General features: G+C 70.4%; 16 protein-coding genes. 2 read left to right on the top strand and 14 right to left on the bottom strand.

What is annotated here, in order from left to right:
* Positions 1–56: 56 nt before the first annotated feature.
* Positions 57–1,091: a hypothetical protein gene (locus SAM23877_RS22895; protein WP_425314764.1), complete on the bottom strand. Its 1,035-nt coding sequence runs from the start codon at positions 1,089–1,091 to the stop codon at positions 57–59.
* Positions 1,079–1,741, bottom strand: a complete 663-nt coding sequence (locus tag SAM23877_RS22890) for a hypothetical protein (RefSeq protein ID WP_063796788.1) — start codon at positions 1,739–1,741, stop codon at positions 1,079–1,081. The genes SAM23877_RS22895 and SAM23877_RS22890 overlap by 13 nt, the downstream gene beginning before the upstream one ends.
* A gap of 183 nt (positions 1,742–1,924) precedes the next feature.
* Between SAM23877_RS22890 and SAM23877_RS22885 the strand changes: the two genes are divergently transcribed.
* The gene (locus SAM23877_RS22885; RefSeq protein ID WP_053136423.1) at positions 1,925–2,296 is read left to right on the top strand and encodes a DUF192 domain-containing protein; all 372 of its coding nucleotides are present in this window, start codon (positions 1,925–1,927) and stop codon (positions 2,294–2,296) included.
* A 35-nt stretch (positions 2,297–2,331) separates the two neighbouring features.
* Here SAM23877_RS22885 and SAM23877_RS22880 read toward each other — a convergent pair whose 3' ends face one another.
* From SAM23877_RS22880 to SAM23877_RS40575, 12 genes are all read right to left on the bottom strand, one after another.
* Positions 2,332–2,952: an OmpA family protein gene (locus SAM23877_RS22880; RefSeq protein WP_053142766.1), complete on the bottom strand. Its 621-nt coding sequence runs from the start codon at positions 2,950–2,952 to the stop codon at positions 2,332–2,334.
* 8 nt (positions 2,953–2,960) lie between these two features.
* Complete coding sequence (locus SAM23877_RS22875) at positions 2,961–3,539, bottom strand: hypothetical protein (RefSeq protein WP_053136420.1); 579 nt, start codon at positions 3,537–3,539, stop codon at positions 2,961–2,963.
* Positions 3,540–3,572: 33 nt separating this feature from the next.
* Positions 3,573–4,163 carry a pilus assembly protein TadG-related protein gene (locus tag SAM23877_RS22870; protein WP_053136414.1) on the bottom strand — a complete coding sequence of 197 codons (591 nt, stop codon included), beginning with the start codon at positions 4,161–4,163 and terminating at the stop codon, positions 3,573–3,575.
* The gene (locus tag SAM23877_RS22865) at positions 4,163–4,363 is read right to left on the bottom strand and encodes a Flp family type IVb pilin (RefSeq protein ID WP_053136412.1); all 201 of its coding nucleotides are present in this window, start codon (positions 4,361–4,363) and stop codon (positions 4,163–4,165) included. The genes SAM23877_RS22870 and SAM23877_RS22865 overlap by 1 nt, the downstream gene beginning before the upstream one ends.
* Positions 4,364–4,768: 405 nt before the next feature.
* The gene (locus tag SAM23877_RS22860) at positions 4,769–5,662 is read right to left on the bottom strand and encodes a DUF5936 domain-containing protein (RefSeq protein ID WP_053136407.1); all 894 of its coding nucleotides are present in this window, start codon (positions 5,660–5,662) and stop codon (positions 4,769–4,771) included.
* A gap of 12 nt (positions 5,663–5,674) precedes the next feature.
* A complete protein-coding gene (locus SAM23877_RS22855) occupies positions 5,675–6,619 on the bottom strand; it encodes a type II secretion system F family protein (protein ID WP_053136404.1) in 945 nt (314 codons plus the stop codon).
* Between the two features lie 36 nt (positions 6,620–6,655).
* The gene (locus SAM23877_RS22850; RefSeq protein ID WP_053136401.1) at positions 6,656–7,993 is read right to left on the bottom strand and encodes a TadA family conjugal transfer-associated ATPase; all 1,338 of its coding nucleotides are present in this window, start codon (positions 7,991–7,993) and stop codon (positions 6,656–6,658) included.
* Positions 7,994–8,011: 18 nt separating this feature from the next.
* On the bottom strand, positions 8,012–8,374 hold the full coding sequence (locus SAM23877_RS22845; RefSeq protein ID WP_053136399.1) for a TadE/TadG family type IV pilus assembly protein: 363 nt from the start codon (positions 8,372–8,374) through the stop codon (positions 8,012–8,014).
* A gap of 1 nt (position 8,375) precedes the next feature.
* Positions 8,376–8,705: a hypothetical protein gene (locus SAM23877_RS22840; RefSeq protein WP_053136397.1), complete on the bottom strand. Its 330-nt coding sequence runs from the start codon at positions 8,703–8,705 to the stop codon at positions 8,376–8,378.
* A 182-nt stretch (positions 8,706–8,887) separates the two neighbouring features.
* Positions 8,888–10,141, bottom strand: a complete 1,254-nt coding sequence (locus SAM23877_RS22835; protein WP_053136394.1) for a CpaE/TadZ family protein — start codon at positions 10,139–10,141, stop codon at positions 8,888–8,890.
* Positions 10,142–10,148: 7 nt separating this feature from the next.
* Positions 10,149–10,856 carry a Flp pilus assembly protein CpaB gene (gene cpaB / locus SAM23877_RS22830; protein ID WP_053136387.1) on the bottom strand — a complete coding sequence of 236 codons (708 nt, stop codon included), beginning with the start codon at positions 10,854–10,856 and terminating at the stop codon, positions 10,149–10,151.
* Between the two features lie 72 nt (positions 10,857–10,928).
* Positions 10,929–11,777 carry a hypothetical protein gene (locus tag SAM23877_RS40575; protein WP_053142764.1) on the bottom strand — a complete coding sequence of 283 codons (849 nt, stop codon included), beginning with the start codon at positions 11,775–11,777 and terminating at the stop codon, positions 10,929–10,931.
* A 383-nt stretch (positions 11,778–12,160) separates the two neighbouring features.
* Here SAM23877_RS40575 and SAM23877_RS22820 point away from each other — a divergent pair, with 383 nt between their 5' ends.
* A complete protein-coding gene (locus SAM23877_RS22820; RefSeq protein WP_053136384.1) occupies positions 12,161–13,867 on the top strand; it encodes a chitinase in 1,707 nt (568 codons plus the stop codon).
* Positions 13,868–14,073 lie beyond the last annotated feature (206 nt).

Raw genomic sequence — 14,073 nt, 5'->3', positions numbered from 1 at the left:
CTACCCTCGGCGCGGGCCGCCGGACAACCGGATATGACCGACACCGGCGGCCGACGTCAGCGGTTGACGGCCTGGATCTCCTGGACGACGACGTCCTGCTCCCCACCGAACTCCCCGTCGGGCATCGGCTGCTCGCCGTCCACGCCGGTGCCGGTCCAGTGGATCTTCCAGGTGACGGTCGCCTGGAGCGGGAACGTCCCGTCGCCCGACGAACGCAGGTACCGCACTCCGCACGGGGGTGTGTCGTTCGCCCTGCCCTTCTCGTACGGCGCCCCGATACGGCCGCCCTCGATCTCGCAGACACCCGAGGCAGGATAGGTCTCGGCGTCCGCCGTGCCCGGCTCGATCCGCATGGAGACGGGCTCCGCCGTGGCCGTCGCTTCGAGACCGATCTCCTCGATGGACGCGGTGACCGAGACCGGCTTGAACTCGGCACCGTCCAGCCACGCCCACGTCGGAAGGTTGACCTTGGTGGCCTGCGCGGGTGCCAGCGTCACCTCGGTACCCGGGACGCGGATCTCCGCGTACGCGAGTTCGGCGAGGATCTCGGGGGTGACGGCGTTCTCGATGTCCGCGGGCGGAGCGTCCCCCGTGTCGACCCAGAAGTAGTCCTCGTCGCAGTCGTCCCAGCCCGGCGGGTAGCTCTTGTTGACGTACGGGCCCCACCAGTAACCCTTGCCGGACTTGTCCTTGTTGAAGGCCTTCTTCTCGTCGCCGGCGTTGTACTGCTCCCGCTGCTCGGCATCCCACTCGTGGCCCGTGGAGCCCGCTTCCCAGATGGGCTCCAGGTACTTCTGCAGCTCCTCGGGCGTGTACTTCGGGGCGTACCAGCAGGCCGGCGGAGTCCACGACACGGGCGACGTCAGAGCCCCGGTGGAACCGCCGGTGCCGTTCCTCGAACGGTCGAAGACGATGCCGCCCACGGTGACGGAGACGGTGCCGTCCGCACCGGTGTCGGCGTGTTGCTCAGTGCCTGAGTTCTGAGTATTTCCGTCCAGGATGTCGTCAGCGCGCGCCGTGTCCGGGAACAGACACACGCTCGCCAGAACGACAATCGGTAGCACCCTCATCGTGCGGGTCAGGGCTGGCACTTGGCGCTCCCACTCTGTGACGCGATGTTCCGGACCTCCCACACCCCATCGCCGTTCTTCTTCAGCGAGGCGTGGTAAATCACGTAGCTCTTGGCGGTCACCTCGGTCTTCCGGACTTTGCCGGTCTTGAGGTATTTCACGAAGGCCTTGCCCTGGTCCTCGCAATAGGTGAAGGAAGCGGTGCCGTCCTTGTCGATGGCGACCTCGGGGGCGTAGAAGCGGTACTTCCCGGTGATGCTCGCCTTTTGATCGACGTAGTTCTGGATGAACGACTGGGTGCCCGCGGCGGCCTCGCCCTCGTAGTAGTAGAGGTAGGCCTTGTCCAGCGCATCCTGCTTGACGATCGCCAGGTCGACGGCCTTGATGGACTCCTCGGTGTCCGCCATCACGGCGTCCTTCTGTTGGTCGCCCGTCTTGGGCCACTCGAAGGTGTGAGAGAGATCGGAGGGCAACTCGATCTTCGGCCGGTCGGGCTGCGACGCGGCGGATGCGGTCGGCGACGCGGCCGGCGCGGAACTGCCCGTGTCCGCGCCCGCGATCTTGTCGTTGTCGCCGGACGGGCCGTCGTCGCTGCCGCACGCGGACAGTGTCAGGGCCGCTGCTGTGGTCAGCGTGAGCGCTGCGAGGAGGGTGGGGCGGCGGCGATTCACGGTGGCTCCTGGGTGGGGCGGGGCTTGTGTCGAGCGGGGCAACGCTATCCACCAGGGTGGAGGGGCACCAGGGTGGAGAACGCGAACCCGGGGCGCCACAGGGCTCCGCATCCGCCGTACGTGTGCCTTCTCGGGCCATTACGGTTGCATAACGCACACCGGACGGGCGGGAGGGGCTTCGGCATGGGGCGGCGCTGGCGGGACGGGACGGGTGTCCTGGTCGTGCACGGGGAGGGCGATGACGCGCGCGTCCGCGTTCCGCTGGAGATCGCCGGGTCCTACCGCGCCCGCACGAAGGGCTTGTTGGGGCGCGACTCCGTCGAGGGGGCGCTCCTGCTGTCGCCCGCCAACAACGTCCACACCTTCCGCATGCGGATGCCCATCGACGTCGCCTACCTCGACCGGCGGCTCACCGTCATCGCCGTGCGCACCATGCGGCCGGGCCGGCTGGGAGCGCCCCGCCTGCGTTCCCGGCACGTACTGGAGGCGGGGGCCGGGGCGATGGCCGGGTGGGGCGTGCGGGTGGGGGCGCGGGTGGAGGTCGTGGCGGAGTAGGCGGGGGCGGGGCGCCGCGTGGCGGTGTCGGTCCGTCAGGCCTCCGTGCGGGGGAAGGAGACCTCGACCCGGCGGTTCTTCTTGCGGCCGGCCTCCGTCGAGTTGTCGGCGATGGGGTACTGCTCGCCGTAGCCGCGGACCTCGTAGGTGATGTCGGCGTCGTTCAGGGACTGGGTCAGGACGTCGTGCACGGCGTTCGCACGCTTCTTGGACAGCACGTCGCCGTGGGCGGAGGAGCCGAGGTTGTCGGTGAAGCCGAAGACGCGGACCCTGGTGGCGTTCTGGTTCCTGACCTCCTCCGCGATCCCCGCGATACGGGACTTGGCCTCGGCGCCGAGCTTCGCGCTGTCCTTGCCGAACAGCACCTCCGCCTGCAGCGCGAACGTCACGTCGGTGTTGGTGTCCTCACGGCGCTCGTCACCGCTCTGGTCCTCCACGACCGACTTGATGTCCAGAACCTTGGCCTGAGCGAGCGTGGCCCCGTCCGGGATCTTCAGATCCGGGTCGTTGGGGTCCACCTCCACGGGGGCGGAGGCGGAGGGTTCGGTGCCGGGGGGGTCGTTGGGGTCGTCGGCGTGGGCCGTCGTGCTGGTGCCCGAGAGGCTCATGGTGAGCAGCAAGGTGGTGACCGCCAGAGCGAGGCGCGGGGTGGACATGGTGGCGCTCACCCGGAGATCTCGATGGCGCCGGGCGTGAACATGGGCAGTTGGAGCGTCACCTCGGTGGTGTCGGCGGGGGGTGCGGGGAACTGCATGAAGACCGGCAGCGACTCACCTGCCTTCAAGGGTTGGAACTGCGTTGTCGTGAGCGGGCGGCCCTCCGTGTCACGCAGCACGTAGTAGCGCTTCTTGCCTTTGGGATCCACCAATGTGGCACCACCGAGAGATTTGCCGTTGCGGATGATCTCGGTTTCGTTGCCGCTCAGTTGGGCCGGAATGTTGATCGCCTTGCTGCCGTCGTTCTTGAGATCGCCGTTCACCGTGACGAATCCGCCCGCGTCGCGCTGGGCGGAGGCCACCTTGAGGAAGAGACCACTGGGCCCCTTCAACTCCGCCAGGGTCTCCGCCGCGTCCCCCTCCTGAGTATCCGGCTTGGACCCACTGCTCTTGGAGGAAGTCGCCGAAGCGTCCGGCTTGTCGTCGTCGCCTCCACCACCACAAGCCGCCACGCCGAAAGCCAGCCCGATCGCAACGGGCCATGCGACCAATCCTCTACTGACCCTTGATGTGAACCGATTGCTCATGACTCCGCTTCCTTCGTTCTCATCGTTCACTTGTCAGTCGGCCAGGTGGACATCGAAGAGATCCTCGGGTTCGGGTAGGACCCCCAGGTCGTCCGGATCCAACTCCCAGTCCGTACCTTCACAGGAGAGCCTGGGCAGCACATCCTCGTCGGCGTCCTCGGCGGGCGGCTTGAAGTCGCAGCGGGCTTCGATCACGGCGGTCGCGGACGCCGTCGCCCTCTGATCCTCTGTGCCCGGGACGATCGTGTCCCCGACGGTGTCGTTGGTCTCGGCAACGACGGTGTAGCGCAGGATTCCATCCAGTGCGCAATCCACGCTCGCCTCGTTGCGTGCGGCCAGCTCATGGGCACGCCAGCAGGCGTCAGGTAGGGGTACATCACCGGTGAAGATGTCCTGCCAGGTATCGGGTTCCAGCACGTTCGTCAGCCACTCACCTGCGAGGTAGTCGCGGGTCTCAAGGGCTGCTGCGAGCGCCGCGGCGTCGGCCGCCGTCTGGGCTTCGCTACGAGTCGCTGCGGCCTGGCCGACCGCGAAGTACGCGAGCGCGAGAAAGAGCAGGCCTCCCACCACCGTGATGTAGATGGGGAAAGCCTGCCCTGCATCGCCGTGCGTACGGCTACGCATCAGACACCGGTGACCTCGGTGATCTTGTCGGTGATCGCGTTGTAGATCGTCTGCCCGATGTCCGTCCCCGTGATCGCCAGCACGATCGCGACCACCACCGCGATGATCCCCAGGTACTCCACCGCCGTCTGGCCCCTGTCGTCGCGGGCGTTGGCGCGGGTGTGCAGGTGGGTGGCGGTGGTGCGGAGCCAGTTGGTCATGGTGTTCCCCTCCAGGGTGGACGGTCCTCGGGTCCGAGGACCGCAGGGCCCCTTCGCAGGCCGCGCCGGGTGCTGTGAGCCGGTCCGTCGAGGTCCCGCCGGTTCCCGCCGCCGGGCGGTGGCCGTGGGGCGGGCGGGGACGGAGGTCCGGGGTGGTCGTGCCGGGCACGACGTGGTCCACGAGCTCCACCTCCCCCGCCTCCAGTGGGAACCTCGACCTGTCGGGCGTACCAGTCAACGACTGTCTCACAGTTGATTGCAGCTGCGAAAGGATTTGGTTGGATGTGGCCCTACTGGGCCACGAATTGCGGGATGTTGATGTCGTTGTTCCGTGTGCAGTCGCACTCTGTTGGTTGACGTCCCCCCTCGTCCCCGGTCGCGTGGCCGGCATGTGGTCCACCTCCCCTACTCCCCCGTGATGGACCCGAAGTCCGTCCCCGAGCCCAGGATCAGACCTGCGCCGAGGAGGATCATCGTGGCCGGGACCATGAAGGTCGTGATCATCATCGTGGCCTTGGGTACCGCGCGGGCCGCCTTGCGGCGGGCGTTCTGGGCGTCGGTGCGGCGCATGTCCTTGGCCAGCGAGACCAGGGTGTCGACGATGGGGGCGCCCAGTTCCTCGCCCTGCTGGAGTGCGGTCACGAACATCGCCACCTGTTCGGAGTCGTTGCGCCGGCGCAGCTCCGCGAAGGCCTCGCGGCGGCTCATGCCCAGGTCCATCTGGCGCAGGGTGATGCGGAGTTCGTCCGCCCAGGGGCCCTCGTAACGGGTGGCCACGCGGTCCAGGGCCTGGCGGAAGCCGAGGCCGGCGCTGACCACGACCGCCAGCACGTCCAGGAAGTCGGGAAGGGTGCGCTCGATCACGTCCTTGCGGATGCGGATCGCCGACCAGATGCCGACCTCCGTCCAGAACGCGCCGAAGGCGAGGAGGAGCAGGGCGACCACGTACTGGCCGCGGAGGAGGAAGACGAGGAACCCGACGGCGCCCAGGAAGCCGTAGACCGCGCGGCGGGCGGCGTAGCGGTCGATGGTCAGGCCGCCGGGGTTGCCGGCCAGGTCGATGCGGCGGCGGTACCGGGCGACCAGGGCCGGGCCCATCAGGCGCAGGACGGCGGGGGCGTACCGCATGCCCATGCGGTCGATGAGGGAGTCGACGGCGCCGGTGCGGGTGGAGCCGACCTCCAGGGCGAGGGCGAGGTCGCCGGGGAGCTTGGCGTCGGCCCGGTACATGCGGATGCCGGCGAAGACGCCCCAGACGCTCACGGCCATGAGCGCGGCGAGGAGCAGTCCCGGTGTCATGTCGTCACCTCCTCAGACGTCGATGCGGGACAGGCGGCGGATGAGGACGAAGCCGACGGCGTAGAGCGCGAAGGCGATGATCACCGCGGCCTGGCCGGCCGGGGAGCCCGTCATGCGCTCCAGGGCGCCGTCCTTCACGCCGTTCATGAGGAACAACGAGCCGACACCGAGGACGGGGACGGCGTACGAGGTCATGCTCACCTGGGAGAGCTGGGTGCGGACCTCGCGCCGGGTCTCCTTGCGCTCCTCCAGCGTCTCCGTCAGGTTGCGCAGGGCGCTGACCACCTGGCCGCCCGCGCGGTTGGACAGGACGAGGGTGGTGACCAGGACGACGAGTTCGCGGGAGGGGAGGCGCTCGCCGAGTTCACCGAGGGCGTCGTCCATCGAGGCGCCGAGGGCCAGTTGGTCGGCCACCTTGCCGAGCTCCTCGCCCGCCGGGGCCTCCAGCTCCTCCGCGGCCATGCCGATGGCGGTGCGCAGGGCGAGGCCGGCCTGGGTGGCGTTGGCGAGGATGCGGGCGAGTTCGGGGAGCTGGTTGATGAACTTCTCGATGCGTTTCTGGCGCTGCCAGTTCAGGAACTGCACCGCCACCCCGATGCCGAGGAGGCCGGCGAGCGGGCCGAAGAAGGGTGCCAGGGCGGCCTGGCCGATCAGCCACAGGCCGGCGACCGACGCGAGCATGTAGGCGAAGAACTCGCCGGGTGTGATGTCCAGGCCGGTCGCCGCCAGGCGGAGCTCCAGCTGCCGGCCGAGTCTCGTGCGGCGCAGGCGGCGGTCCAGGGTGCGGAAGCGGCGCCGGCGGCCGGAGGGGGCGAGCCGGCCCGTGGCGGAGAGGCGGTCGACCAGGGCGTCGCGCTGGGCCTTGCCGGCGGCGTAGGAGTGCAGGCCCACGACCGCCAGGGTGCAGGTGAGCAGCGTGACGCCGGTGGTGAGCGTGACGAGCGTGTCCAGTTCCATCGGGCGGTACCTACTCGGTTTCCATCGGTTCGGTTCCTACCTGGCTTCTCGGGTGGCGAGCTGGTCCGCGGTGTGGGCCACGCCGAAGGCCTGCGGGATGGGCTGGCTCGCCATGTAGAGGCGTTCGGCGGTGCGGCGCGGCAGGGGGTGGTACTCGAAGACGCCGTCGACGCGGCCGTCGCCGGTCATCGGCCGGGCGTTGAAGCGGGCGACCGTGGCCAGGCGGTACGGCTCGCCGCCGTGGCTGGCCAGCAGGGCGATCTCCGTGATGCGGCGGGCGCCGTCGGCGAACCGGGTGAGCTGGACGATGACGTCGACGGAGCTGTTGATCTGGTCGTGCAGGGCGACGAAGGGGATCTCGACGTCCGACATGGAGGCGAGGGTCTGGAGCCGCATCAGGGCGTCCTCGGCGCTGTTGGCGTGCACGGTGGCGAGGGAGCCGTCGTGGCCGGTCGACATGGCCTGGAGCATGTCCAGCGACTCGCCGCCGCGGACCTCGCCGACGACGATGCGGTCGGGGCGCATGCGCAGCGAGTTGCGGACCAGGTCGCGGATCGTGACCCGGCCCTGGCCCTCGACGTTGGGCGGACGGGACTCCAGCCGGATCACGTGGGCCTGCTGGAGCTGGAGTTCCGCCGAGTCCTCGATGGTGATGATGCGTTCGGTCTCCGGGATCAGGCCGGAGAGGGCGTTGAGGAGGGTGGTCTTCCCGGTGCCGGTCGCGCCGGAGACGATGATGTTGAAGCGGGCCCGCACCAGGCCGGCGAGCAGGTACAGCATGTGCTCGTCGAGCGAGCCGAGGCCGATCAGTTCCTGGAGGGTGAAGGAGCGGGGGAAGCGGCGGATGGTGAGGGTGGCGCCGGTCAGGGACAGCGGCGGGATGATGACGTTGACGCGCTCTCCGGAGGGGAGGCGGGCGTCGACCATCGGGTTGGACTCGTCCACGCGGCGGTTGACCGTCGAGACGATGCGTTCGATGGTCTGCATCAGCTGGTCGTTGGAGGCGAAGCGGAGCGGGAGCTGCTCGACGCGGCCCCCGCGCTCCACGAAGATCGCGTCCGGGCCGTTGACCATGATCTCCGTGATCGAGGCGTCCTCCAGCAGCGGTTCCAGGATGCCGAGGCCGAGGGCCTCGTCCACGACCCGGCGGATCAGCTGGGCGCGTTCGACGGTGGAGAGGACCGGGCCCTCGCGGCTGATGATGTGGCCGAGGACCCGTTCGAGGCGGGCCCGGCGCTCGGCCGTCGCCAGCGAACTCATCTCGGCGAGGTCGATCTCCTCCAGCAGCTTGGCCCGGTAGGAGGCCACCAGGTGCGTGTCCTCGCCCCGGCTGCCGTGCTCCTCGGGGGAGTGGATGCGTGCGCGCAGGCTCATGCGTCTCCGGCTCCTCGGTCAGTGGTCCAGCGGCATGGTGGCGGTCCTGGTGGCGGGGCCGAAGTTCCAGCCCGGGACGATCGAGGGGATCTCGACGGTGGCGGTGACCGTCACCTCGTCGCCGCCCCGGGACTCCGGGCAGTCGGTGCCGTCGGCCAGCCAGCCGCTGACGGCCGCCGCGCACGCCGCCTGCGCGCTTTGGTCGAGCGAGGCCCCGCGCGCGCCGGCCCGGGCGGCGGTCCCGGCCTGCTGAGCGGTGTAGGCGATCAGGCCGAGCTGTACGACGGCCATGCCGACGATGATCAGGATCGGGAGGAAGCCGAGGTACTCGATGGCCACCTGGCCCCGGTCCCTCGCCCGGCCGCGCACGGAGTACGGCATCTCAGTCGTCCTCCTCCTCGACGGCCCCCGCGTGCCCGTGCACGGTGTAGGGGAAGCTGACCGTGCCGGGGAAGAGGATGGGCACCTCGATCCGCACGTCGGCGGTGACGTAGCCGCCCCCGGTGCCGCAGTCCACGCCGGCGCCCCCCTCCCACGCGCCCGGCAGCTTGTCCCGGCCCGCCTCCTGGCAGGCGCCCTGCCGCGCCCCCCGGTCGGCGGCCGTCGCCGCCCGTACCGCCTCGTCCGCAGCATTACCCGCGAGCGTGTACGTGTATCCCACGAGCACGAGCTGCCACAGCACCACCAGCGTGACGATGATGGTCGGCAGCATGCCGAGGAACTCGACGGTGACCTGGCCGTCGTCCCGGCGGTCACGGCGGAGGGCCTCCCTCCGGGACGGGACTTGGCCCCGGACCCGGCCCCGGCCCCGTGCCCTGGTCCCGGCTCCGGCTCCGGCTCCGGCTCCGGCTCCGGCTCCGGCTGAGACCCGTAACGCGCTCGTCCCCCACGCGCTCATCCCCCACCGTCCTTCCGCCGCCGGATGCCCGCCGACCCCCGGTCGCCGCGGAACCGGCCGCCCTTCCGGTCGGCCGCGGCCGCCTTGACCAGGCCCAGTTCGCCCGCGAGGGCCCACAGGGCCTGCTTCACCGTGCTCCTGCTGTCCAGTTCGTGGACGCGGCCGGCGTCCACGGCGCCCTGGAGCTCCTTGAAGTTGGCGGGGACGGCGGTGGCGGCGACCAGCGTGCCGGTGATCCTCTGGATCAGCGCGGGCTGGATCTCCGTGGCGCGGGTGTGCCGGTTGACGACCACGGTGGTCTCCTCCGCCTTGCGGATCTGCAGCCGGTCCCACATCCGCACCGCCCGCTTGGCGCCCCGCACGGCGACCACGTCCGGGGTGGTGACCAGCAGCGCCGTGTCGGCCATCTCCACCGCCGCCGCCCCGGCGCCCCCGAGCTGGGCGCCGCAGTCGATGACGACGACCTCGTAGCGGGAGCGCAGGGCGCCGACGATCTGGCGGGCGGCGCGGTCGGTGACGTCCTCGCCGCGTTCCCCCTCGCCGGGGGCGAGCAGCAGGGCGAGGCCGGTGTCGTGGCGGAAGACGGCGTCGGCCAGGACCCGCGGGGAGATGTCCGTGATGGTGGCGAGGTCGGCCACGGACCGGCGGAACTGGACGTCCAGGTAGGAGGCGATGTCGCCGGTCTGGAGGTCCATGTCGACCAGGGCGGTGGGACGGCCCGACGCCTGGGCGGCGAGGGCCAGCTGGATCGCCGTGAGGGAGGCCCCCACCCCGCCCTTGGCGCCGCTGACCGTGACGACGGTGCCGCCGGCCCCGGTGAACACGTCGCCGCCGCTGCCCAGATGCCGGCGTACGCCCACGGACCACTGGGCGACCGCGTGGACGCGGCTGGCGAGTTCCTCGTAGTTGAGCGGCAGGGCGACCAGACCGCGGGCGCCGTGGTCCATGGCGGCCTGGAAGAGGCCGGGGCCGGGGTCGGAGGTGACAAGGATGACGCCGACGGCGGGGAAGCGCAGGGCGACCTCGCGGATCAGCTCCAGGGCCGGTACCGGGCCGATGCGCTCGTGGACGACGACGACCTCGGGCAGTTCGTCGACCGACTCGGCGGCCAGCCGGGCGAGGGTGTCGACGAGTTGGGTGGAGTCGACGACCGGGGCCACCGGTTCGGCGTCCGGGAGCTGGCTGAGCAGGGTCGTGACGGACCGTGCGGCGTCCGCGTCGCCGACTGCCGGGAGGATCCTCGTGGGCATACGGGTCTCACTTGTCCTTCGCGAGTTCGTACGTCCGGTCCTTGTCCGGGACCGTGGTGCCGCCGCCGGGTGCCACCAGCGCGAGCCGGACCCGCTGGGCGAACGACTCGGCGTAGGTGATGCGCTGGGCGTCGATGGTGGACAGTGCGAAGGTGATGGGGACGGCGTCGGTGGGTTCGCGGTCGCGGCTGTCCTCGTCGGGCTTCAGCGCGGTCAGGTCGCCGACGTCGATGACCCGGGCGTTCGTCACGATGATCTTGGACTGGGCGGGGTCCCCCTCCCGCTCCCCCTCGAAGGTCGCGTACACGTTGACGGTGGAGCCCGGCGTGATCTTGCCGGCCACGCCGGTCGCCGCGTCGATCATGATGGCGACCTCCTGCTGCCCCGGCTGAAGGGCGGGCTGGTCGACGATCATGTCGCTCTGGAGCAGCGAGCCCGCCTTCAGCGTCGTCACCGCGATCTTCCCGCGGACCTGGCCGAGGTCGGTGACGGCGTTCTCCGACAGCCAGCGCTCGGGCATCTCGATCCTCTCGAACTGCCCCGCGTCGAGGGGCGTGTAGGGCTGCACCTCGTTCTTGAGCCGGTAGGCGGTGACCTCGGGCCCGACCTTGGACTTCACGTCGTTGACGACGGACAGCACGCCGGCGAACGCGCCGAGGGCGCACAGGACCGACAGGATCAGCAGGATGATGCCGCGGCGCTGACGGGAGTTCATGAGCCGTGCAACCTCATTGGGGGAATCGGTCGAGCCGGATCGGATGGCGGAGCGGGCGGGTGCGGTACGGGCCTACCCCGTGAGCGCGCGTCTCTCCCGGTGCTGGAGGGAGCGGCCTGCCTCGGGCCGCCGTTCGTACTCGGGCGGCGTCGCGGAGCAGAAGACGCAGCGGTCGCCGATGACGTCGATGCCGCACCAGTGGCACCGGCTCTGCCGCACCGAGGTGACCAGCTGGTAGAGGACGGACAGGTCGGGCAGGTAGGCGCAGAACTCGGTCAGCTTCCCGGTCCCCCACCAGCTCGCGGACTCGGCGGGCAGCGGTGCCTCGCGCAGCCCCTGGGCCCGCCAGGAGGGGGCGAGGGTGCCGGTGACCCAGTCGGAGGGGAGCTGTCCCTTGGCGACGAGCAGCCACGTGCCGAACTCGGGTCCCTCCAGGGCGGCCTCGGGCCCGATCTTCACCAGCTGGGGCACGGGATGCGCGACGACCCCGAACTGGCTGCCGGGCATCCAGGACCTGGCGTGCGACTTGAGGCCGACGGGGACGTGGTCGAGCCGGGCGACGGAGCCGAGGAGCGCACCGGCGTGGAGGTAGTGGGTCAGCAGGCGGCCGGCCGAGGCGAGGACGCCGGGGCTGAGGTCGCAGGAGGCGAGCTGCCGCAGCTGACGGGCCAGCACGGCGAGTCCGAGCGGCGGGAGCGGCGGCCGGAACAGGGCGATCCGGTCGGTCTCCAGGAGGCCGCGGACGGTGTGCAGCCGTCGTTCCACGCTCGTCGGGACGGCCCGGGAGCACACCACGATCAGGTGGCCGTGCTGGTCGACCAGCGCCTGCAGCTCGGCCAGCACCTGCTCCAGCGGACGCCGGTCCACGTCCTGGAGCACGACCGCGGGCAGCGTCCGCTCGTCGTGCGGCGGCAGCGCCATGTCGGCACTGGTCACGGCAATGGCAGTTGGCACGCGCGGCTCCCCGTCTCCCCATGCCCTTCGGTGCACCGGTGTTACTCCGGCACACCCGGATGACTTCACTGCGTGACTACCTGAGCACTGTATCCACGCGTCTGTGACCGGAGAACAGCGTTTCCTACAGCTGTGGAACAACTTGTGATGTACAAGGTGCGCCAAATCAGGACAGGTTGAGCATTTCCCGGTCGCGTTCCCGCCCACCCCGGCCTTTTCCTCCCGGCGCACGCCAAGTCCGCCGCTCGACGGCCCACTTGGTCCGGACCTACCTCTTGACACCCTCAATTGGTCTGGACCACCTTGGGCGGACACACCGCAACGCCCCCACACCCCCAGCGGAGGCCCCCATGGAGCCCGTACGCAGACGGCCCGGCAGACGCACGCAGTTCTGGGCGGGAGCCGTCACCGCCGCGCTCGCCCTCTCGGTCACGGCCGTCGGCCAGGCGTCCGCCGCCGACGTCAACAACGCGAAGAACGCCGGCTTCGAGGCCGGACTGAGCGACTGGTCCTGCTCCGCGAACAGCGGCACGACGGTCTCCTCCCCGGTCCACGGCGGCTCGGCCGCGCTCAAGGCAACGCCGAACGGCCAGGACAACGCCCGCTGCTCCCAGACGGTGAAGGTCAAGCCCGGCTCGACGTACACGCTGAGCGCCTGGGTGCAGGGCGGGTACTCCTACCTGGGCGTCACGGGCACGGGCACGACGGACGTGTCCACCTGGACCCCCGACTCGGCCTCCTGGAAGCAGCTGTCGACCAGGTTCACCACGGGCTCCACGACGACCTCGGTGACGGTGTACACCCACGGCTGGTACGGACAGGCGGCCTACCACGTCGACGACCTGTCGGTCTTCGGTCCGGACGGCGGCGGGGGCGGCGACGGTCCCGGACCCACCGTTCCGGGCGCCCCGGCGGGCCTGAACGTCACCGGTACGACCTCGTCGTCGGCGTCCCTGGCCTGGAACGCGGTCTCCGGCGCCACCGGCTACAGCATCTACCGCAACGGCACGAAGGTGACCGCGGTGACCGGCACCTCGGCGACGGTGACCGGCCTCGCGGCGGCCACCTCGTACTCCTTCCAGGTCACGGCGACGAACGCGGCGGGCGAGTCCGTGAAGTCGACGGCCGTGACGGCCCGCACCACCGAGCAGGGCGGCGGCGGGGGCGGCGACCTGCCGAGGCACGCGGTGACCGGCTACTGGCAGAACTTCAACAACGGGGCGGCGGTCCAGCGGATCTCCGACGTCTCCTCCCAGTACGACATCATCGCGGTCTCCTTCGCGGACGCGACGACCACTCCGGGCGCGGTCACCTTCAACCTCGACTCGGCCGGGCTCGGCGGCTACACCGTCGACCAGTTCAAGGCCGACGTACGGGCCAAGCAGGCCGCCGGGAAGAAGGTCATCATCTCGGTGGGCGGCGAGAAGGGCACCGTCTCGGTGAACGACTCCGCCTCCGCGGCCAACTTCGCCAACTCGGTGTACGCCGTGATGCAGGAGTACGGCTTCGACGGCGTCGACATCGACCTGGAGAACGGCCTCAACCCGACCTACATGACGCAGGCCCTGCGCGCCCTGTCGGCGAAGGCGGGCCCGGACATGATCCTGACGATGGCGCCGCAGACCATCGACATGCAGTCGACGTCGGGCTCGTACTTCCGCACCGCGCTGAACGTGAAGGACATCCTCACGGTCGTCAACATGCAGTACTACAACAGCGGTTCCATGCTGGGCTGCGACGGCAAGGTCTACTCCCAGGGGACGGTCGACTTCCTCACCGCGCTGGCCTGCATCCAGCTGGAGAACGGCCTCGATGCCTCCCAGGTGGGCCTCGGTGTCCCGGCCTCCACCCGGGCGGCGGGTGGCGGCTACGTCGCACCGTCGGTGGTGAACGCCGCCCTGGACTGCCTCACCAAGGGCAGCAACTGCGGCTCCTTCAAGCCGTCCAGGACCTACCCCGACCTGCGGGGCGCGATGACCTGGTCCACGAACTGGGACGCCACGGCGGGCAACGCGTGGTCCAACGCGGTGGGCGCACACGTGCACGCGCTGCCGTAGGTGCGGCTGATTCCCTCCCGGCCCCTGGCGTCCGAGACGCCAGGGGCCTTCTCGCGGTGAGGTGGCAGGACGACGTGTCCCCGGCCGCCGGGGAGTTCGAGGTGCCCCGGGGTTCCCGGTCGGATCCCATGTCCCCGCCGGCCGTGGTCGTGGCGGACGGGCGACCACCGGCTGTGAGACTCGTGTGAAACATTTCCCGGGGTCCA

The sequence above is a fragment of the Streptomyces ambofaciens ATCC 23877 genome (assembly GCF_001267885.1).
Lineage (GTDB): Bacteria > Actinomycetota > Actinomycetes > Streptomycetales > Streptomycetaceae > Streptomyces > Streptomyces ambofaciens.
This window is presented reverse-complemented; position numbering and strand designations above follow the sequence as displayed.

What these genes read in the sequence shown, in the direction of transcription:
- SAM23877_RS22835 (WP_053136394.1), bottom strand. Translation starts at nt 10,141, where the DNA reads ATGCCCACGAGGATCCTCCCGGCAGTCGGCGACGCGGACGCCGCACGG.
- SAM23877_RS22865 (WP_053136412.1), bottom strand. Translation starts at nt 4,363, where the DNA reads ATGACCAACTGGCTCCGCACCACCGCCACCCACCTGCACACCCGCGCC.
- SAM23877_RS22860 (WP_053136407.1), bottom strand. Translation starts at nt 5,662, where the DNA reads ATGACACCGGGACTGCTCCTCGCCGCGCTCATGGCCGTGAGCGTCTGG.
- SAM23877_RS22840 (WP_053136397.1), bottom strand. Translation starts at nt 8,705, where the DNA reads ATGCTGCCGACCATCATCGTCACGCTGGTGGTGCTGTGGCAGCTCGTG.
- SAM23877_RS40575 (WP_053142764.1), bottom strand. Translation starts at nt 11,777, where the DNA reads ATGGCGCTGCCGCCGCACGACGAGCGGACGCTGCCCGCGGTCGTGCTC.
- SAM23877_RS22850 (WP_053136401.1), bottom strand. Translation starts at nt 7,993, where the DNA reads ATGAGCCTGCGCGCACGCATCCACTCCCCCGAGGAGCACGGCAGCCGG.
- SAM23877_RS22845 (WP_053136399.1), bottom strand. Translation starts at nt 8,374, where the DNA reads ATGCCGTACTCCGTGCGCGGCCGGGCGAGGGACCGGGGCCAGGTGGCC.
- SAM23877_RS22855 (WP_053136404.1), bottom strand. Translation starts at nt 6,619, where the DNA reads ATGGAACTGGACACGCTCGTCACGCTCACCACCGGCGTCACGCTGCTC.
- SAM23877_RS22880 (WP_053142766.1), bottom strand. Translation starts at nt 2,952, where the DNA reads ATGTCCACCCCGCGCCTCGCTCTGGCGGTCACCACCTTGCTGCTCACC.
- SAM23877_RS22820 (WP_053136384.1), top strand. Translation starts at nt 12,161, where the DNA reads ATGGAGCCCGTACGCAGACGGCCCGGCAGACGCACGCAGTTCTGGGCG.
- cpaB (WP_053136387.1), bottom strand. Translation starts at nt 10,856, where the DNA reads ATGAACTCCCGTCAGCGCCGCGGCATCATCCTGCTGATCCTGTCGGTC.
- SAM23877_RS22875 (WP_053136420.1), bottom strand. Translation starts at nt 3,539, where the DNA reads ATGAGCAATCGGTTCACATCAAGGGTCAGTAGAGGATTGGTCGCATGG.
- SAM23877_RS22870 (WP_053136414.1), bottom strand. Translation starts at nt 4,163, where the DNA reads ATGCGTAGCCGTACGCACGGCGATGCAGGGCAGGCTTTCCCCATCTAC.
- SAM23877_RS22885 (WP_053136423.1), top strand. Translation starts at nt 1,925, where the DNA reads ATGGGGCGGCGCTGGCGGGACGGGACGGGTGTCCTGGTCGTGCACGGG.